General features: G+C 51.2%; 14 protein-coding genes. 12 read left to right on the plus strand and 2 right to left on the minus strand.

Annotated elements, in window-relative coordinates:
• Positions 1–629: 629 nt before the first annotated feature.
• On the plus strand, positions 630–1,970 hold the full coding sequence (gene glmM / locus CIC07_RS03650) for a phosphoglucosamine mutase (protein WP_076358579.1): 1,341 nt from the start codon (positions 630–632) through the stop codon (positions 1,968–1,970).
• Positions 1,971–2,820: 850 nt separating this feature from the next.
• A complete protein-coding gene (glmS, locus tag CIC07_RS03655; protein ID WP_076358581.1) occupies positions 2,821–4,656 on the plus strand; it encodes a glutamine--fructose-6-phosphate transaminase (isomerizing) in 1,836 nt (611 codons plus the stop codon).
• 894 nt (positions 4,657–5,550) lie between these two features.
• Here glmS and CIC07_RS03660 read toward each other — a convergent pair.
• Positions 5,551–5,958, minus strand: a complete 408-nt coding sequence (locus CIC07_RS03660; RefSeq protein ID WP_076358582.1) for a very short patch repair endonuclease — start codon at positions 5,956–5,958, stop codon at positions 5,551–5,553.
• A gap of 92 nt (positions 5,959–6,050) precedes the next feature.
• Between CIC07_RS03660 and CIC07_RS03665 the strand changes: the two genes are divergently transcribed.
• From CIC07_RS03665 to CIC07_RS03700, 8 genes are all read left to right on the plus strand, one after another.
• On the plus strand, positions 6,051–7,148 hold the full coding sequence (locus tag CIC07_RS03665; protein ID WP_083688500.1) for a DNA cytosine methyltransferase: 1,098 nt from the start codon (positions 6,051–6,053) through the stop codon (positions 7,146–7,148).
• A gap of 36 nt (positions 7,149–7,184) precedes the next feature.
• Positions 7,185–8,522, plus strand: a complete 1,338-nt coding sequence (locus CIC07_RS03670; RefSeq protein ID WP_076358844.1) for an ATP-binding protein — start codon at positions 7,185–7,187, stop codon at positions 8,520–8,522.
• The gene (locus CIC07_RS03675; protein WP_076358584.1) at positions 8,523–9,506 is read left to right on the plus strand and encodes an O-methyltransferase; all 984 of its coding nucleotides are present in this window, start codon (positions 8,523–8,525) and stop codon (positions 9,504–9,506) included.
• Positions 9,507–9,982: 476 nt separating this feature from the next.
• Positions 9,983–10,918, plus strand: coding sequence for a carbohydrate ABC transporter permease (locus CIC07_RS03680; protein ID WP_076358585.1), 936 nt, complete (start codon positions 9,983–9,985; stop codon positions 10,916–10,918).
• A 12-nt stretch (positions 10,919–10,930) separates the two neighbouring features.
• On the plus strand, positions 10,931–11,764 hold the full coding sequence (locus CIC07_RS03685) for a carbohydrate ABC transporter permease (protein WP_076358586.1): 834 nt from the start codon (positions 10,931–10,933) through the stop codon (positions 11,762–11,764).
• A gap of 103 nt (positions 11,765–11,867) precedes the next feature.
• Positions 11,868–13,232, plus strand: coding sequence for an ABC transporter substrate-binding protein (locus CIC07_RS03690; protein ID WP_076358587.1), 1,365 nt, complete (start codon positions 11,868–11,870; stop codon positions 13,230–13,232).
• A 124-nt stretch (positions 13,233–13,356) separates the two neighbouring features.
• Complete coding sequence (locus CIC07_RS03695; RefSeq protein WP_076358588.1) at positions 13,357–15,111, plus strand: cache domain-containing sensor histidine kinase; 1,755 nt, start codon at positions 13,357–13,359, stop codon at positions 15,109–15,111.
• Complete coding sequence (locus tag CIC07_RS03700) at positions 15,104–16,690, plus strand: helix-turn-helix domain-containing protein (protein ID WP_076358589.1); 1,587 nt, start codon at positions 15,104–15,106, stop codon at positions 16,688–16,690. Before CIC07_RS03695 ends, CIC07_RS03700 begins: the two co-directional genes overlap by 8 nt.
• A 132-nt stretch (positions 16,691–16,822) precedes the next feature.
• Here CIC07_RS03700 and CIC07_RS03705 read toward each other — a convergent pair whose 3' ends face one another.
• Positions 16,823–17,074 carry a YolD-like family protein gene (locus tag CIC07_RS03705; RefSeq protein ID WP_076358590.1) on the minus strand — a complete coding sequence of 84 codons (252 nt, stop codon included), beginning with the start codon at positions 17,072–17,074 and terminating at the stop codon, positions 16,823–16,825.
• Positions 17,075–17,370: 296 nt separating this feature from the next.
• On the opposite strand from CIC07_RS03705, the gene CIC07_RS03710 reads away from it, so the two are divergent.
• Complete coding sequence (locus CIC07_RS03710) at positions 17,371–18,042, plus strand: hypothetical protein (RefSeq protein WP_076358591.1); 672 nt, start codon at positions 17,371–17,373, stop codon at positions 18,040–18,042.
• Between the two features lie 192 nt (positions 18,043–18,234).
• The gene (locus CIC07_RS03715; RefSeq protein ID WP_076358592.1) at positions 18,235–19,083 is read left to right on the plus strand and encodes a copper amine oxidase N-terminal domain-containing protein; all 849 of its coding nucleotides are present in this window, start codon (positions 18,235–18,237) and stop codon (positions 19,081–19,083) included.
• Positions 19,084–19,166: the final 83 nt, after the last annotated feature.

A 19,166-nucleotide genomic window follows, 5' to 3' on the forward strand; every position in this document is an offset into this window, starting at 1 on the left:
GAAGCAGCGGACGCTCAGCAGCAACCTATAAACGGGGCATAGCCATGGAGCGCATGACTAACGAATGTTGTGCACGGACTGCGTGAATAAGATGACTTCACCAACTTCGTCGTCATGAAGATGGCTTGCAATATTGCGTTCCTAAGATGATGTTAATCAACTACGTTACTAAAACGACTGGCATCAACCGCAGTTGCGAAGATGGCTTGCGCCAACTACATTACAAGATGATGTGCATCAAGCACGAAACTAAGATGACTGGCATCGACTCACGAAGCTGTGGCAGAGCAATTGGACTGGCAACAGCCGGATGTACATGACAGATATGCAACATGACTACATACCCTGCTTGCAAGAATCATTGCCGGCACATTGCCGGCGGCAAAGCAGGGGAAGCAGCCCTTCATCCAAGCCTCGCTGGATGCTCCCTATTTTTCCAGTCATGCAATTCGGAACCCAACTGGGCTCGGTCTGCGTATGATGAATTCCGGAGCCATTTTCCATGGCATAAGGTTGCGATAGTTTTAATGGGATAAACCCTTTATAATGAATACCATTCTTCTCCTTGATCATTTCTATCATAAAGCTTGCTAAAAGGAAGCTTACAGAAAAGGGGCTTTTCACTCACTATGGGCAAATATTTCGGAACCGACGGCGTTCGCGGAGTAGCGAACAGCGAACTCACGCCGGAGCTTGCATATAAAATCGGCCGCTGCGGCGGCTACGTACTGACAGCCGGAGCACACAAGCCGACCGTCGTCATCGGCCTCGACACCCGAATTTCCGGCCCGATGCTGGAGTCGGCGCTCATCGCCGGCCTTCTTTCGATCGGCGCAAGCGTCGTACGCCTCGGAGTCGTGTCGACCCCGGCTGTCGCATACCTCACCCGGATGCTGAAGGCCGATGCCGGCGTCATGATCTCGGCTTCGCACAACCCGGTGCAGGACAACGGAATCAAATTTTTCGGCGGCGACGGCTTCAAGCTGTCGGACGAGACCGAAAACGAGATCGAGCGCCTGATGGACGCCGAGACCGACGAGCTGCCGCGTCCTACAGGTGGAGATATCGGCACGGCGAGCTACGAAGAGAATGCGAAGCGTCTGTACATCGACTTCCTCAAGACGACCGTATCTTCCCGCTTCGAGGGGCTCAAAATCGTTCTCGACTGCGCCAACGGAGCGGCTTATGAACTCGCACCGGCAGTGTTCCGCGAGCTGGGGGCGGAGATCATTACAGTAGGAGCGGAGCCGGACGGCCGCAACATCAACGAAGGCGTAGGCTCCACCCATCCGGAATACCTGCGCGAGGAAGTGCTTCGCCACGGAGCGGCTCTCGGCCTAAGCTTCGACGGCGACGCCGACCGCTTGATCGCCATCGACGAGAACGGCGAGGAAGTCGACGGCGACTTCATCCTCTGCATCCTGGGAGATGCCATGAAGCGCGAAGGCAAGCTCATGAACGACACGGTCGTGACGACAGTCATGAGCAACATCGGCTTTTTCAAGGCGGCGGAAGCCCTCGGCCTGAATACAGCCAAGACGGCGGTAGGCGATCGCTACGTCATGGAAGAGATGCGCCGCGGCGGCTTCAATCTGGGCGGCGAGCAGTCCGGCCATGTCATTTTCCTGGACTACAATACGACCGGAGACGGCATCCTGACCGCTCTGCAGCTGACAGATGCGCTGGTGAAGTCGGGCGGCAAGCTGAGCGGACTGCGCAGCCTGATGCGCAAATACCCGCAGGTGCTCATCAATGTGCGGGTGGCCGACAAATCGCTGTACAACGACAATCAGGCGATTCTGGCTGCCGTAGCGCAGGTGGAGGGCGAGATGGGCGACAACGGGCGCGTGCTCGTGCGCCCATCCGGGACGGAGTCTCTGATCCGCGTCATGGCGGAAGGCCCGGACAAGGATCAGGTAGCGGCCTATGTCGACCAGATCGTGACCGTTGTAAAAGCCGAGCTCGGCTAAGAACGGACGCCTTTTCAAAAAAAAGCAGATGACGGTTAACCCGGGCGCTTCCCGGGTTAATGTCTTACGCTGACTAAGCATGGCCGACATTCAGTTGCATTCCAAGCTCGCATTGAATATGATATAGGGTATTGGTTTTGATTTTGATTCCGGAAGGAAAGCGAGGATCGAGGTTGGATCAGGCAATATAAGCGCCAGAGCTTGCAAGAAAGGATGCCGGTTTTCGGCAGGACTCCCGGCCACGGAGCGGGAGCATAGGATAGCCCGATTGATTCGGGCACGGTCCACAGCCGTCGACGCCGGATAGAAGATCCAGGCAGAGAGCGGCAGGACCGGGCGGCTTCGCGAGGAGCGGCGACCTTTGGATTCCTGAGGCATCCCGAAGCAAGCTGACGAGGTGAAGGTGTTCGAAACATTCGGCGGGGACCTTCCGGTGGGCATGACATCGACAGCCGTTATCGCAAAAGGACGCGGGCAACCGGTCTTACAAACGAACGGCACCATGCAGGAACGGAACGTAGAGGGCATTGACGGCAGCGTAGCCGTCTTGCTTTTGGACCTTATAGATTTTTTGGAAGCAACACTACTACAGGACGGGTCTGCCGCCCTGAAGGTTTGCGATGCCCGTCAATAACATGCGCCAAGCGCATGAGGGATCGGGCTGCTGCGGATACTAGGCCAAGGATGGCGACATCCAGGGTTCTGTTCTCTGCTGCTTAAGGTCATCGGCGTCCTATGGGACTGCCTCACCACCACTGATTCGACAAAAACGGAATCGGCGCAGGGGAAGCCTGCGTCCTTATGGCATCCAACCGGGCGGCCGGCGCCGCATACGGAGGTTTATTTCACTATGTGTGGAATCGTTGGTTATATCGGCAATCGTGACTCGAAGGAAGTTCTGATCGAAGGACTCAAGAAATTGGAATACCGCGGGTACGACTCCGCAGGCATCGCCGTATTTACAGACAATGGTCTGGAAATCCGCAAATCCAAGGGACGCCTGGCGAACCTGGAGGAAAAGCTCGTCAGCGAGCCGATTCAAGGCTCCGTCGGCATCGGACATACGCGCTGGGCGACGCACGGCAAGCCATCCGATGTGAACTCCCATCCGCATACCGACAACTCGTCGAAGTTTTCGGTCGTGCACAACGGCATTGTCGAAAACTATATGGACCTCAAGGAAGAGCTCGGCGCGAAAGGTCATACCTTCGTGTCGGAAACCGACACCGAGGTCATCTCCCATCTGATCGCAGACGAGTACGACGGAGACATCGTCGCAGCGGTGCAGCGTGCCGTGAAACGAATGAGAGGCGCTTACGCCCTCGGCGTTCTGACCGAGTATGAGCCGGAGAAGCTCGTCGCAGTGCGTTTCGCGAGCCCGCTCGTCATCGGCATCGGCGAGAACGAGAACTTCATCGGCTCCGATATTCCAGCCATTCTGGAATATACGCGCAACGTGTACATTCTGAACGATGGCGAAATGGCGGTTCTGACGCGCTCCGGTGTCGAACTGATGACGACTTCGGGCGACATTATTTCCAAGGAAATATTCCATGTCGATTGGGATCTCGTCACCGCGGAAAAAGCCGGTTTCGACCACTTCATGCTCAAGGAAATCCATGAGCAGCCGAAGGCTTACCGCGACACGATGATGAGCCGCATCAGCGAAGACGGCAAGTCGGTCGATCTCAAGAAGGAGATCAGCATGACGACGGAGCAGATCCGCGGCATCTCCCGCGTGCATATCGTCGCTTGCGGAACGGCTTACCACGCCGGTCTCGTCGGCAAAACCGTCATCGAGAGCCTGGCTCGCATTCCGGTCGAGACCGATGTCGCTTCCGAGTACCGCTACCGTTCGCCGATAATCACACCTGATACGCTTGTTATCGTCGTCAGCCAGTCCGGCGAGACGGCCGATACGCTGGCCGCTCTTCGCGAAGCGAAGCGCAACGGCGCGCGCGTGCTTACGATCACGAACGTAGTCGGCAGCTCGATCGCCCGCGATGCGGATGATGTCATCACGACCTGGGCGGGTCCGGAGATCGCGGTCGCTTCGACCAAAGCGTATTCCTCGCAGCTGATCGCCTTCTACCTGCTTGGCCTGTACTTGGGGCAAGAGCGCGGCACTGTCGAAGCGGAGCAGGCAGCGGAAATCATCGCCGCCATGCAGAAGCTGCCGGAGCAGGTCGAGCAGATTCTGGAGCAGGCGGACATCTTCAAGGCTGTCGCCGAATCCGTGTCGAAGCACGCCAACCTGTTCTTCATCGGACGCGGCCTCGACTTCGCCGTCGCCCAAGAGGGATCGCTGAAGCTGAAGGAAATCAGCTACATCCACTCCGAGGCTTACCCGGCTGGCGAGCTGAAGCATGGCACGCTGGCGCTGATCGAGGAAGGCATTCCGGTCATCGCTCTGGTGACGCAGGAAGAGCTGTACGAGAAGACGCTGAGCAACATCAAGGAAGTCAAGGCTCGCGGCGCTCATGTTCTCGGCGTAGCCAATGCAGGCTACGAGGAGGAAGTGATGAAGTCGGTCGACGAGGTGTTCTCGATTCCTCGCACGCTTCCGCTGCTGACGCCTGCGCTGTCGGTCGTTCCTCTCCAGCTGCTGAGCTACCACGCTTCCCTAGCCCTCGGCAACGACGTGGATAAGCCGCGGAATCTGGCGAAGAGCGTGACGGTGGAGTAAGGAAGGCGAGACGGCTTTGACCTCCTCTTGTACTGTCTAATGTGCCGACATCCAGAATCTAATTGGGGCTTCCTTCGGGTAGCCTCGTTTTTTTATTTCGGAGGTGTTCGTCTTGGCAAACGTAAGCGCGAAATCACTCTACCTGATAACGGACCACTTGAACTGCATGTTCGTGGAGTTCAGTTCAATTGATTATATTCTGGTAAAAGAGATATTGGCTATTGGTGGATCCCAGCATCGTCAGAAGAAATTCTCTCTATCGGCATTTTTCTGAGAAAAAACGTGAATGGAATTCCGGGGATAAGACAGTTCAAATTACAGACAGAGTTCAAAATTACTACAATGTCCTCAACGATCAAAGTGGAAATGCCAAAGAGGACATTAACCAGGACGTTCTCGAAACTCCACCTACGATTATGAATTTTATCAATTATCCTGTGGTGGAGACTCGTCAACTTAATGTCAGAACTTCAAACACTGGAACTTAAGTGGTTGTATCTTCAGGAAAGGGCGAGAAATCCGAAGGAATCAGGGAGTTAGCACTCAAGATAGGATGGTTGGAGGCGATACTCTTCCTATTGATTTTCAAACCTTGGAGACCGTTCCTGCTAATGATGCTTTAGGACTTTAGCAATTCGTTCAGATAATTGAGTTTTTAAAGTCCTTTTATTCAGTAAGCATAAAAATGTCAGTCCTAAGAGTGCCGCCGGTAAACGATTTTCTGTGTGTTCAAATGGATTGAGAAGGACATGTCCGTTGTTCAGATATCCCCAATCAATATAGCTAAATGAGTAGGGCACTATCAAAGTGATACAAACAAAGAGTGGGCCATAGACTGATGGGAAAATAATTTTACTATTAACTATGATAGGGAATCGATATGATTTGTCGAAATTAGTTACGAAGGAACAAGTAGATTTTTTCTAGAGTAGCCGGATAGTCGCTTTTAATATCGTGCTCCCAAATTCTCAATATACTCCACCCATTTGACTTATAGAAATCGGTAAACGCTATATCTCTTTGGATATTTTTATTAATTTTGTTCTTCCAAAAGTCTACATTAGACTTTGGTAATTTGAAATGAAGTGGACAACCGTGCCAAAAACAGGAATCAATGAAAACAACTTTCTTTTTAGTTTTAATCGATATATCTGGCTTTCCAAGTAACGTTTTAGTGTTTTTTCTAAAACGTAATCCTTGTGCCCATAGATCTTTGGTTATGCGATCTTCAAGTTTTGTGTGGGTTGATTTAACGGAACGCATTATCTCCGACCTTTTTTCTTTAGAAACGTGATCGCTCATACTACAGCGCACCTCACATTATTCATAATTTAGCGATCGACAAATCATTCAACTAAATGTACGATTAAGAAAAATATAAGGTGGAATTAGCTTTGAAAGTAATTGATTTATTTGCTGGTGTCGGAGGCATGAGTCTTGGAGCGACAAAGGCCGGGTTTTCAATGGCCGGTGCTGTGGAGTTAGACCCAATCGCAATAGAAACGCACGAATTAAATTTTCCTAAGAGCACTCACTTAAAATGTGATGTAACTAGCTTGACCGGAGACGACTTAAGACGCGAATTGAAATTAAATCGTGGAGAGCCTATTGGAATAATTGGTGGTCCTCCATGCCAAGGGTTTAGTTCAATGGGGAGAAGAGATATTGAAGACCCGCGCAACTCCTTGTTTATTCATTATTTCCGAATAGTTAGCGAATTACAACCTGACTTTTTTGTTGCAGAAAATGTCCTTGGTATACTTGATTCCAAATATGATAAAATTAGGGAAGACGCGTTTGCATTGTTGAAAAAGAAGTATACAGTTTTGCAACCTGTGATGATTAGCGCAAAAGATGTTGGAGCACCAACAACTCGAACTCGGGTTTTCTTTATTGGGATTAAAAAAAGTTATAAATTGCCTGCACCAAAAATTGAATTTGGAATTCAGTTGGAAAAATACAATTACGTAAGAGATGCGCTTTTTGGATTGACGGACGAAGTTAATTTTAATGAAGAGAATTGGGTTAATACTGAGAAGCATCAGGATTCATACAGTACTAAAATCTCAAAATTAATTCCTGAAGGAGTAGGGGATCCAACATCAATTGAACGTTTTCTCATTAAGTCTGAAATATCTGGCATGGTGGGAACAAGGCATACTGAAGAAGTTATTCGGAGGTTTGAGTTGGTATTGGAAGGACAAACTGATAAGGTCTCTAGAGCTCCAAGGCTTAGACAAGATGGCTTTTGTCCTACGTTAAGAGCAGGTACTAATAAAGATAGAGGCTCTTATCAAGCAGTAAGACCCATACACCCTACTCAGAATAGAGTCATCACTCCAAGAGAAGCGGCCAGACTACAAGGTTTTCCTGATTGGTTTCAGTTTCATAAAACCAAATGGCATAGTTTTAGACAGATTGGGAATAGTGTCTCCCCAATTGTAGCGGAACATATCTTGAATCGTATAAAAGAACATCTATTTAAAACGTAGTCAATGAGATTTACTACCATTCTTGAGGTGAAAAAAATGGATGAACTAAATGAAGAGATGAGAATTAAAGCTTCGCCAACTAAAGAGTTCTTTTTATATATGCTAACCAAAGACATTTTAATTGAAAGTGCAATTGCTGAGCTTGTTGATAATAGTGTTGATGGTGCTCGGGCAATTCAAGAAACAAATGAAAGTAAGTTTATAGATAAGAATATTAGAATTGAACTAAATAAAAGTTATTTTAAGATTGAAGACAACTGCGGTGGCATCCCCGTAGATATTGCTCGAAAATATGCTTTTAGATTTGGAAGACCAAGTATTATAGAAAAACAAGGAAGAACTATTGGTCACTTTGGAGTTGGAATGAAGCGTGCATTATTTAAAATGGGAAATTATTTTAAAATCGAATCCCGTACTATAGATTCATACTTTGTGGTTGAAGAAGATATTAATGAATGGTTAGCTAAGGACGAGGAAGATTGGGATTTTAAGTTTAAAGAGATGAAAGAGAATTTTCCCTTAAGGGAGGGAGAGGAAACCGGAACGACAATTATTGTAAGTCGGCTACATGAAACTGTATCTGAAAAGTTTGCTCTAGAGAATTTTGAAAAAAGAGTTAAGATGACTTTACAAACAGACCATCAAATCAGTTTGCAGAACGGTCTTGTTATTACGTTAAATGGAATACCGTTGACATTTGAACCCACAGGTCTTCTTAGTTCTTTGGATCTGCAACCTGCACATATGAGTACTACTTTCAATATCGATGAATCAATTCTCAATGTTAGTATCTACGCTGGTTTAAGCAAATCAGAACCAGAAAAGGCAGGCTGGTACGTATATTGTAACGGAAGGCTTATTTTAGAGGCTGATAAAACGGAAGTTACAGGATGGAAAGACGGAATTCCAAGATTTCATAATCAATTTGCAAGATTTAGAGGATATATTTTATTTGATGCAGATGACCCAAAAGTGTTGCCATGGAACACTACTAAAACTGGTTTGGATGTAACATCAAAAAGTTTTATTATTGCGAGACAAGAAATGTTAAATTTAATGAGGCCAATAATAGATTTTCTCAATAAACTCGAAAGTGAAAAGAAGAATAAAGAAGATGATAGCCCAACCCAATTAGAAATTATATTGGACAAAGCCGTCACTGTTGAAGTTGATAAAATTAAAACTGAACAAGTTTTTATTGCCCCTCAACCAAAACCGGAATCCAAAATAATAAAAATTGAGATGGGAAAAATTAGGTATGAAAAGTCTAAAGAAGAACTAGAAATTGTAAAGAAAAAGCTGAAAGCAAAGACCTACACCGAAATCGGAGAAAAAACATTCGATTATTTCTTCAAGATGGAGTGTGAGGATTAAGTGCCAAGCTACAACAAGATAAATTACGATTTAAGGCCTGCTAAATCAATAGAAAGAAAAATGATAAATGAATCATTAAGGAAATTAAGTACGTTTCAAAGTATTGAGTCTTATAGGTACATTGGATTTGGTTCTCTATACTTCAGTGATTTCAGTTTATTTCATAGAGAATTAAATTTAACGGATATGAATAGTATTGAACATACCAATAGTCCAAAAGAACAAATTAGAATAAATTTTAATAGACCATTTAATTGTATAAATATGTTTTATGATGAGTCGTCTAATGTATTACCACGATTTCACTGGGACGATACTTGCACGATAACTTGGTTGGATTATGACTACGATCTTAATAAAGAAATCCTCGACGATATTCGAATAGTAACTAATAAATCTTGCTCTGGCAGCATAATAATCGTGACGGTTAAAGCAGACCCCCCATCCTTTCAAGATGAAGAAGGAGAATTAAATTTAGATCAGGCTTTCCCGAAATTTTTTTCGCGTTTTAAGGAACGAATTGGAGAGGATAAATTACCTTCGGATGTAACTTACCGAAATCTAAGAGGATGGGACTTTGCAAAAGTTTGTCGTCGTATAATAAACAATGAAATACTAGAAGCCCTTCAAGCTAGAAATGTGGCACGTCCTGGCACTCAAAAAATGAGTTACAAGCAATTATATAACTTTCACTATTCTGATGGTGCTAAAATGATAACTGTGGGAGGACTTCTTTACAATCAAGGGCAGTCAGATAAGGTTACCTCTTGTGGTTTTCAAAATCTTAATTTTATAAAGGAAGACGAAGAGCCCTTCAAAATTGAAATTCCTATGCTTACATATAAAGAATTAAAGCATTTAAACTCTCAATTTCCTCAAAGTGATCTAACTGACTTAGAGTCTATTGGTATACCTAAAAAGGATATTGAACGCTATCATTCTATTTATAGATACTTTCCTAATTTCTTAGATGCTGGGAACTAATTGGTTTAAATGGAGGTTTGCTAGTTAAACTGTAGACATCCGAAAAGAGCCCAGGGAAAGTTAGTCTAATACTTTGTTTTTGAAAATTGAAAAGCATATTCATAGGATTAGAAAAGCAGTCTACTCAAAAGTTGACGATTTTCAAAACTAAAAAACCGCGGCAAATCCGGAGCAGACCTATTCTTTTCCCGCCATGAAGGGAACCGGAACGCCTGCTGCTGAACGTCTTCACTACATTAAAAAGCCATATCTATTCCTGTAAAGAAGATCAAAAAAACAAATGTTGCGGGGAACGGAGGTGCGCTTGCGCATCTCCGTTTTGATGTGTCCGCAAGCCCGAACGCCAAGTCTGCCTCAATGATTCCCATCGTTAAAAAGTAAAAATATTTTCAAATCGGTCATTATCCAATCTTATGGTCATCGGCGAACTTCGGTACGATGGAAGCAGTCAAGATCACGGGATCGGGGTGCGAGCGATGGACAAGACGATCATAAAAACGGCCAAGGCCAAGCGGACGCCGCGCGTCCGTTCGGCCGCGCGGCGGAGGGAGACGCTCTCGGGCTACATCTTCATCGGACCGATGTTTCTGGGTTTGCTGGTTCTGACGATCCTACCGACCCTTCTTACCTTTATTCTCGGCTTTTCGGATTGGAGCTTTATTTCCGGCGTCGACAAGCTCAGCTTCACCGGCTTCAAAAACTTCTCCAGGCTGTTCGACGACGACGTCTTCCTCACATCGCTGAAGAACAACCTCTACCTGCTGCTCGTCGTCCCTATCCAGCTGATCATTTCCCTGGTCCTCGCGGTCATCATCGACAGGCTGGTCTATTTGAAGGGCCTCTTCAAAATCGTCTTCTTCATGCCGTATATCTCCAGCATCGTGGCCGTCTCGATCTGCTTCCAGCTGCTCTTCCAGCCTTCCTACGGCCCGATCAATCAATTTCTGCGTTCTCTCGGCGTGCGCAACCCTCCCACCTGGCTCGCGGATATCCACTATGCGCTGCCTTCCGTCATGATCATCATGGTGTGGGTTGGAATCGGCTTCTGCCTGATCGTCTATATGGCGGCTCTGCAATCCATCCCCAAGGATCTGTACGAATCGGCGGACATCGACGGCGCCGGCGCATGGACTCGGTTCACCCGGATCACCTTCCCGATGGTGTCTCCGACGACGTTCTTTTTGCTCGTCACCGGCTTCATCAGCTCCTTCAAGGCGTTCGACATCATCAAGGTCCTGACCGAAGGGAAGCCGGCTTACTCCACCTCCGTCGTGACCTACTATCTCTATACGACGGCGTTCGAAAATCTCAAGACCGGTTATGCCTCCTCCATGGCGCTGATCTTGTTCGGATTTGTCCTCCTGATTACGCTTTTCCAGCTGTACGGGCAAAAGAAATGGGTCAACTACTGAGCGGGGTGAAGCATGGATAAACAGCAAAGAGGCGTCCGGACGGCCGCCACAATCGTGATGCTGCTCGCAGGCGCCGCCTTCATCACGCCGTTCCTGTGGATGATCTCGGCTTCGTTCAAGCCCGAGATCGATGTGTTCAATTATCCGGTCGAATGGATTCCGAAGCATTGGAACATCTACGCCAATTACCGCGAGGTGTGGTTCGGCGAGCATCCCTTCGGCACCTATTATTGGAATACAATCAAGGTAAGCACGCTTACGACGGTCGTTTCCGTCCTGGTGTCGAGCATGGCCGCCTATGGATTCGCGCATGTGGACTTCAAGGGCAGGAACGTCATGTTCCTCGTCGTGCTCATGACGTTCATGGTGCCGAGCTATTCCATCATCGTGCCGCAGTTCCTCCTATTCCGATGGCTGCATCTGTTCGACAGCCACCTTGGCCTCATCCTGATCGGCTCCTTCAGCGCCTTGGGCACCTTCATGCTCCGCCAGTTCTTTCTCGGCATCCACAGGGATTACCTGGAGGCGGCCAGGCTGGACGGCGCCGGGCATGCCCGCATCTTCCTGCAGATCACGCTGCCGCTGGTGAAGCCCGCGCTGGCCACATACGGCATCCTGCGGTTCATCTGGACCTGGAACGACTACGCCAATCCGCTCATCTTCCTGCGCAGCGACCGCCTCTCGACGATCCAGCTCGGCATCCAGAAATTCGCTTCGGAGAGCGGAGTCTACTATTCTCTAATCATGGCAGGGACCGTCTCGGCCATCCTGCCCCTCATCGTCATCTTTGTCATCGGGCAAAAGCAGGTCATCGAAGGCATCGCGACGGGCGGCGTAAAAGGGTAAAAATAATTCCGGATCAGTCAAAATAGAAGCTCTGATCACGCTCTGGACTATGGTAAGTTTTGATTGTCAAAAAAGAGACGCACCTGAACCGGGAGGTTGGAAAATGAAAAAGAAATGGTTGTCGGCCGCTGCGGCCGCGCTGCTGGCGACAGGCCTGCTGTCCGGCTGCGGCAACGGATCCACGAACGGCGCAGCCTCGCCCAAGGAGACTGGCGGCGCGAGTCCGAGCTCCAGCGCTCCTGCCGCCAAGGAGCCCGTCTCCATCAAGTTCCTCGGCTGGGAGAAGGCATCCGTCTATCAGCCCGCCATCGACGCCTTCCAGCAAGCGAATCCCGATATCAAAGTCGACTATGTTCCGCTCGTCGAGAACGATTCGAACGAAACGATCAAGAAGATCGATCTGATGTACGCTTCGGACGACGATTTCGACGTCTTCACGCTCAACTCGGCTCCAGCCTTCGCGCAGCGCGGCGCAAGCGGCATGCTCGAGCCGATGGACGGCTACCTGGCCAAGGAAGGCGTCAAGTATGAGGACGAGTACAAGGCGGAGCAGCAGAAGCTGGACGGCAAGCGTTATTCCCTTCCGGGAAAGTTCGGGCCGTGGATGATCCTTCTGAACAAGGAGCTGCTGGACGCGGCGAACCTCAAGGTGCCGAAGAGCTGGACCTGGGATGAATTCCGGGACTACGCCAAGAAGCTGACCAAGGGCGAAGGCGCGAACAAGACCTACGGCGCGCATTTCCATGAATGGAAGGATTATTTCCTGCTGAAGCTCTATAGCGCATCCAGGGATCAAGGCATCATGAAGGACGACGGCCAGACGCTCAATGCCGACAACCCGCTGATGAAGCAGTCGCTCGAGCTGCGCTACGAGATGGAGAAGACGGATAAGTCAGCGACGCCTTATCAGGACGTCATTACGCAGAAGATCCCTTACCGCAATCAGTTCTTCCAGCAAAAAGCCGCCATGCTCCCGACCGGACCATGGATGGTAGCCGAAGCCGGCGGCACCGACAAGATTCCGGCGACCTTCGTATCGGCATTCGCGCCTTGGCCGACCAACGCGGCCGGAGACGACGTCTACTCGTTCGGCGGAGCCGATCCGCTCGTCATCTCTTCCCATTCCAAGCACAAGGAAGAATCCTACCGGTTCCTGCGCTACCTGTCGACGGAAGGAATGGCGCTGACCAACCAGTTCTCGGCTTGGAAGAAGGCCGACATCGACCAGGAGGTCGACCGGATCGTGAGCGCGACGCAGTCGCCGGACAAAATCGACAAGGCATCGCTGATCAACGTCCTGAGCGTGACGAAGCTGCCGATCCCGCCGATCACGGTGTCCTACGCAGGCGATCTGGAGAAGGCTTATATTGCGGAAGCGGACACGTACATGCTCGGCAATAATGACATCGATAAGACGATGGCTTCCATCAAGGCGAACCTGCAAAAAATTATAGATGCAAACAAGTAGCTCCAAAATTATAATGGGGGGGAGGATGCTCTTGCGGCATCCCCTTTTCCATCTTATAAACATCCTGTCTGAATGGGCGGGACGATGAACCTTATTTCGGAACGCAGACGGGAGGCAGGGCGTTATGCGCATGCCGTTGATGAGCTGGAGGCAGAAGCTGATCGTAATGTCTCTGCTCTGTCTTGCCGTGCCATCCGTCATCACCCTCATCCTGCTTGGGCTGTATGCCAAAAACGAGCTGAAGGCCAAGGCGGTCGAGAAGGCGGAGCAGTCGCTGGAAGTGGCCGAGCTGTATACGTCCAATATCATGCAGGATATGGTAAACGCTTTCAACTCGATCCAATACGACAGCGAGACGATTACGGATATGCGCATCGCCTGGAACAAATACAAGCAGGACGGAACGGGAAAGGTCGATTTCTTCTCGTTCCGGCATCTCTCGGAGAAGCTGGACCGGATCACCTTTTTCGGCGGAGAGACCTATGTGACCATTCTGCTGCCCAATGGCCTGTACTTCACGAATTATTCGACCTACGACAACAGCCTTGGCTTCATGTACAAGGAGAAGTGGCTGGAGGAGATGGCCGCCGAGCCGGGCAACACGACCGCCTGGCTGGGCACGCAGCGCAACTACATCCGATCGGAAGCCGACAAATATCCGAATGTGGTCACGATCATCCGCAAGTTCCAGCTGTACAACAACGGCGTGAGCGCCTATATCATCCTGAGCAAGCCCGAAGGCCAGTTCCGGCAAATATTCTCTCGATACGAAGGCGACCCGGTGCTGATGCTGCTGGATAAAAACGGGACGATCGTCTCCCATACCGACCCGTCGCAAATCGGGGCCAAGGCTCCGGTATCAGCCCCGCCGCAGGGACAGAACGGCCGCTCCGAATGGAACGGAGCCGACTATTTGACGGTAAGCCACGCGCTGCCCTTCGCCGGGTGGAGCCTGCTCAGCCTCACTCCGTACGACAAAGTCACGAGCGGAATCGGCAGCATGTTCAATCGGACGTTCGTGCTGCAGCTTTCCTTCTTCCTGCTGTTCGCCCTTCTGCTGCTCTATTTTCTCAGCCAATGGACGAAGCCCGTCATCCGGCTCGCGCGGACGGCCTCCAAGGTCGAGAAAGGATTTCTGGACGAGCGCTCGGGCGTCAGAGGGCGGCATGAGGTCGGATTCCTGGGGCTTGCCTTCGACCGCATGCTGGATCGCATCTCGGACATGATCGTGCAGATCGAGGAGGAGCAGACCCGCAAGCGGATGGCCGAGCTCGAGCTTCTGCAGGCGCAGATCAACCCCCATTTTCTGTTCAATACGCTCAACTCCATCCGAATGCAGGTCATTCTGAAGGGCGAAGAGGAAATCGGGGGCATAATCGGCTCGCTGTCCACGCTGCTGCGCATGACGATCAACCGCAACAACGAGTATATTCCGCTGCACGAAGAGGTCGCTACCGTCGGGCATTACATGCAGCTGATGAACTTCCGGCATCATGAGCAGGCGAAGCTCACCGTCAATCTGGCCTCGGACACGCTGCTGGCGTCGATTCCGCGGTTCACTTTGCAACCGCTTGTGGAGAATGCTTACATCCACGGCCTTCGCCAAAAGAGCGGAGAGATCGCCATTACCTCCTGGAAGCGGCAGGCGACGCTCTTCATTCAAATCCACGACGACGGCATCGGCATGGCCGAAGAGGCGCTGGAGCGGTTCCGCAGCGGCGCCCCGATGTCCGGCATCGGCCTCAGGAACGTGAAGGAGCGGCTGCAGATCATGTATGGAATCCGGTTCGAGATGGAGATGACGAGCGAGCCTGGAGCCGGCTTGAGAATCATCCTGAAAATTCCGCTGCAGGGCAGGGAGGAGCTCATCCATGCATAAAGCCATTCTGGTGGACGATGATGTGGCCGTGCTGGCCTTTCTCAAGGAGCTCGTGCCTTGGGAGGATTTCGGCTTCGAGCTGGCGGGGACCTATAGAAACGCGCTGGATGCTCTTGATGCGTGCCGAGGGGGATACCCCGACCTGATCATGACCGATATCGGCATGCCGGAGCTGGACGGACTCAGCTTCATTCGGAGGGCGCAGTCCGAGGGGGCCAAGAGCCGGTTCGTCATCCTGTCCTGCCACGATGAGTTCCATTACGCCCAGCAGGCTGTTCAGCTTGGCGTTCAGGATTACATGCTCAAGGAGTCGCTGACCCGTCAGGGCATCGCGGAAATGATCCGCAAGGTTCAGCTCAAGATCGAAGAGGATCAGAGCCTGAGGATCAAGGTGGACCGGCTCAGCATCCAGGCGGGCAAGAGCAAGGCGGCAGCCAAGGAGCAGTGGCTGAGAGAGGTTCTCTCGTCTGCCTATGCCGATCCTTCGACTTTGCTGGAGCAGCTGCGGGAGCATGGACTGCCCGCCCGCCTGGAACATTTCATCCCGCTGATGTTCCGCTCCCACCGGAATCAGGAGGCGATGAAGCGCTACCGTCAGGAGGATGCCGTCAGGTTCATCGTGGAGAATGCGGCCGAGGAGCTGCTGCGGGACGAGCCGGACATGCTGTTCATGGGGCATGCGGGAAGCGCGTTTTTCCTGCTCTACGGGTACAGGAGAGACTTGGCGCGCAATCCCTACGAGCATGCCGCCTCCGCTGCCGGGAAGCTGCAGCGGGCGTTCGCCGGCGTGCTGAAGCTGGAGTATTCCGTTGCGATCGGAGAGGAAGCCTCGACGGGAGCAAGCCTCAGGCGGCAGCTGATCGAGCTGCAGGAAGCCGGAGAGCGGCTGTTCTATTCCGAAGGGCCGATCGCGGTCAAGAAGGCTGAGCTGCAGCGGGAATGGAATCGGGAGGATCCCTTCGCCTATCATTTCCACTACGCGGAGCGCTTCGGCCGCCTGCTGCTGGAGACGGGCGACGACGTCGGCCCGGCCGTGGAGGCGTTCATCGGCTTGATGGCGGAACGCCGGTTCCAGCCTGCGGCCGTCAAGCAGCTGGCCTGGAAGCTTGCCCTCGACCTGCTGCTCAAGCTGCGGCTCGGAATGGCTTACGACAAGGAGAGGGTGCAGCAGGAGATCGGCCGCATGATGCATGTCAGCGAGCTCAGGGACTGGCTGGCCAAGTTTTTGGCGGAAGCCGTCTCCCAGGCCGGACGAATCGCGAGCAGCAGCAAAAAGACCGAGATCGTGGATGCGCAAAACTACATCCGGCTGCACCTGAGCCGGAAGATCTCGCTCGAAGAGGCGGCGGAATACCTGCATCTGAATCCCAGTTATTTCAGCCGCCTCTTCAAGAAAGAGACCGGAGAAAACTTCATCGAGTTCGTGAACCGGATGAAGATGGAGCGGGCGATGGCTCTCATCAGCGATAATGGAAAGTCGGTGGAAGAGGCGGCATTTTCGCTTGGGTACGATAACAAAAGCTACTTCATCAAGCTGTTCAAGCAGCATCACGGAATCTCGCCCAGCCGAATCGTCTGATGGTCAGGAGCTGGCTTGCGATGCTTCGAGCTCAAGCCAGCGGCGGCTGGATGTCTGGAGGAGACGGGGAAAGCCGCATAGCACAAAAAACCCAGGACCAAATGGCTCTGGGTTCTGATCACGGTCCGTCCTTCAATCTCTTGGGTAGTCCACGGACATGATATCCATGAACGGAATTTTGACCACATCCTGTGCCTGCTGGACATGAACCTTGCCCGTGCGGGAATCCATGACCACGATCTGCCCTCTCACGAACTCCTCCCGGCCCCAGACCGTCAGAACGATTTCCGAATTCTCCTGATACGCTTCGGTAATTTGGTTCCCTATTTCCTCCAGGACGAACTCGTCTCTCGTGGGACGCTTAGGGACCTTTGCCTTTGCCATTGTTCACAACCTCCTGTTGCCAATTGCCGTTCCTATGAAGGATAGATGAGCCCTATCCACGGACAGGAAACCTATGGAAACCTTCACTGGTTTCCCAATAAACAAGGCCGCCGATGCCGTTTTTTTCTATCGGGGGTTAGTATAGCATACTTCAATTCAACCTGGACGGTCACCATAAATTCATTCGAATGGCCGCCAACTTGCAACCTTCCGGACGCTCCGACTCGTTTCCTTGAGTAGAAAGGGGAGGTTGCCGTGAACATGCCTATCCGGCTGCACAGACTGGAGGAAGCGCGATGAAACGTTCTTGCCTGCTGCTGGCGCTTTTGGTTACGCTGTGCGGATGTGAGAGCAGCGACGAAAAAAACAGTTCTGCCTCTGTGGAAAACAGCAGCGCGAAGGGGAATGGAAGCGCAGCGGCACTGCCCGTCACGAAGGAAAAGGGGTCGACAGATCCCCCCGGCTTTTCCGTCGATGAAAGCGGTCTGGCTGGTTCGGATTTCGAGACGGCTTATGAGTTGTGCGCGAAAGCTTTGTCCGACTATTACAAGGCGGTCTGGAACGGCTCGGAAATCGATTTGGCCGCCTATATCGACAACAACAGCCTTAACCTCTATATGGAAAAGAAGATCGCAGCCCAATATGAGCTGTTCCTCAAGAACAGCCTTGTGGACAATCGCGTGACAAATGTAGCTATTGGCGCCAGGAAGGCAGAGTACGCCGGAGGAGACAAGAGCTACATCTATTTGGAATTAGATGCGCGGGTTGAAAAGGATGTAGGCAGCTATGCGGAGCCTACCGAGTTTCTTGTCCATCGATCAAATGGAAAGGCGGTCATTGTGGATTGGTATGGAAGCGGTAAGGATAGCTACGATTCCATCGTGCGCGGGCATAGTCAGAGCATCGACAATCCTGATATCTGGAATGACAGCGACTGGGTAGAGAAAGTGGCTCTTCGAACGGATTGAGCCGCACATGCAATAGACGCTGCGGCTCTCATCCGGCGCGGCCGGCCTGTTGAGGCCGAATCGAACTTATCCACAGCTGGAGCCGAGTTATTATCCACAGTCTGTGGGTAACGACTCGGAGAGCAGCCTGTTTTCAAGGGTTCCGTCTGTAAGACTGTCTTGTCCTAATTGACTGATAAAGGATGGATTGAAATGAAGATCATACTTCCCGGGCTCTTGCTTGCAGCGGCCGTGCTCGTCTCGCCGCACGCAGCCCATGCGGCAAGCGGCCACATCAACGTTGACGGCGTAGCGGTCGCTTCGGATGTGAAGCCTGAAACGAAGAACAACCGCACCATGGTGCCTTTGCGTGTCATCAGCGAGAATTTGGGAGCTGCGGTCGAGTGGTCCAATTCGGAAGTGACGCTGACGAAGGACGATATGAAGGTGATTTTAAAGGCCAATAGCGCGACTGCGGTAAAAAATGGCGAAAAGGTCCAGCTGGACGCCAAGCCGTACGTCAAAAACAATCGAGTTGTCGTTCCGCTTCGCTTTATAGCCGAGACCTTCGGCTGCACGGTCGGTTACAGCCATTCCACGGTGACGGTCGATTCTCCGCCGCTGGTCCTTGAGGATAGGGAAATAAAGACCGTTCAGACCGAATACCATATGACCATGGGCGGCGTCGTCGAGCAGATCACGGGGAATTCCTATGCCGGCTCCATCTACAAGCTCATTGAAAGCGGCAAAGGCCAGAAGGTCGATGCGCCTGCCAGCTTCGCTTGGAGGGTCAACATCGATGTGCCTGGGTCCTATTACAAGAATAAGCAATATGACTTTCTGGACAGCAAGGGAAGCAGCGTGAAGTCGTATGATGTCTATTCTTTGGTCGAGGCTTTCCCGGCTGAGGAGCTGAAAGGATTTGCAAAGGTGTTGATTTATGACGCCAAGAGCGACCAATGGTATTCGTTCAGCGAGACAGCCAGAGATTCCCTGGCGAAGCTGACGGACTCGGCCGTCTCGAACGGTTATTCGAAGGTAATCAGCAATACGGTCGTTTGAGCCGCCGCCGCTGACAGTCCCTTGACCTGAGCAGGCGCCCGACAGGCATTGTTCATCGGGGAGCCTGTCCCCTAGCTTGAACA

The organism is Paenibacillus sp. RUD330 (assembly GCF_002243345.2).
Lineage (GTDB): Bacteria > Bacillota > Bacilli > Paenibacillales > Paenibacillaceae > Paenibacillus_O.

Bases quoted from the DNA above. Each gene is read 5' to 3' on its own strand.
- glmM (WP_076358579.1), top strand. From the start codon at position 630: ATGGGCAAATATTTCGGAACCGACGGCGTTCGCGGAGTAGCGAACAGC.
- glmS (WP_076358581.1), top strand. From the start codon at position 2,821: ATGTGTGGAATCGTTGGTTATATCGGCAATCGTGACTCGAAGGAAGTT.
- CIC07_RS03660 (WP_076358582.1), bottom strand. From the start codon at position 5,958: ATGAGCGATCACGTTTCTAAAGAAAAAAGGTCGGAGATAATGCGTTCC.
- CIC07_RS03670 (WP_076358844.1), top strand. From the start codon at position 7,185: ATGGATGAACTAAATGAAGAGATGAGAATTAAAGCTTCGCCAACTAAA.
- CIC07_RS03680 (WP_076358585.1), top strand. From the start codon at position 9,983: ATGGACAAGACGATCATAAAAACGGCCAAGGCCAAGCGGACGCCGCGC.
- CIC07_RS03685 (WP_076358586.1), top strand. From the start codon at position 10,931: ATGGATAAACAGCAAAGAGGCGTCCGGACGGCCGCCACAATCGTGATG.
- CIC07_RS03690 (WP_076358587.1), top strand. From the start codon at position 11,868: ATGAAAAAGAAATGGTTGTCGGCCGCTGCGGCCGCGCTGCTGGCGACA.
- CIC07_RS03695 (WP_076358588.1), top strand. From the start codon at position 13,357: ATGCGCATGCCGTTGATGAGCTGGAGGCAGAAGCTGATCGTAATGTCT.
- CIC07_RS03700 (WP_076358589.1), top strand. From the start codon at position 15,104: ATGCATAAAGCCATTCTGGTGGACGATGATGTGGCCGTGCTGGCCTTT.
- CIC07_RS03705 (WP_076358590.1), bottom strand. From the start codon at position 17,074: ATGGCAAAGGCAAAGGTCCCTAAGCGTCCCACGAGAGACGAGTTCGTC.
- CIC07_RS03710 (WP_076358591.1), top strand. From the start codon at position 17,371: ATGAAACGTTCTTGCCTGCTGCTGGCGCTTTTGGTTACGCTGTGCGGA.
- CIC07_RS03715 (WP_076358592.1), top strand. From the start codon at position 18,235: ATGAAGATCATACTTCCCGGGCTCTTGCTTGCAGCGGCCGTGCTCGTC.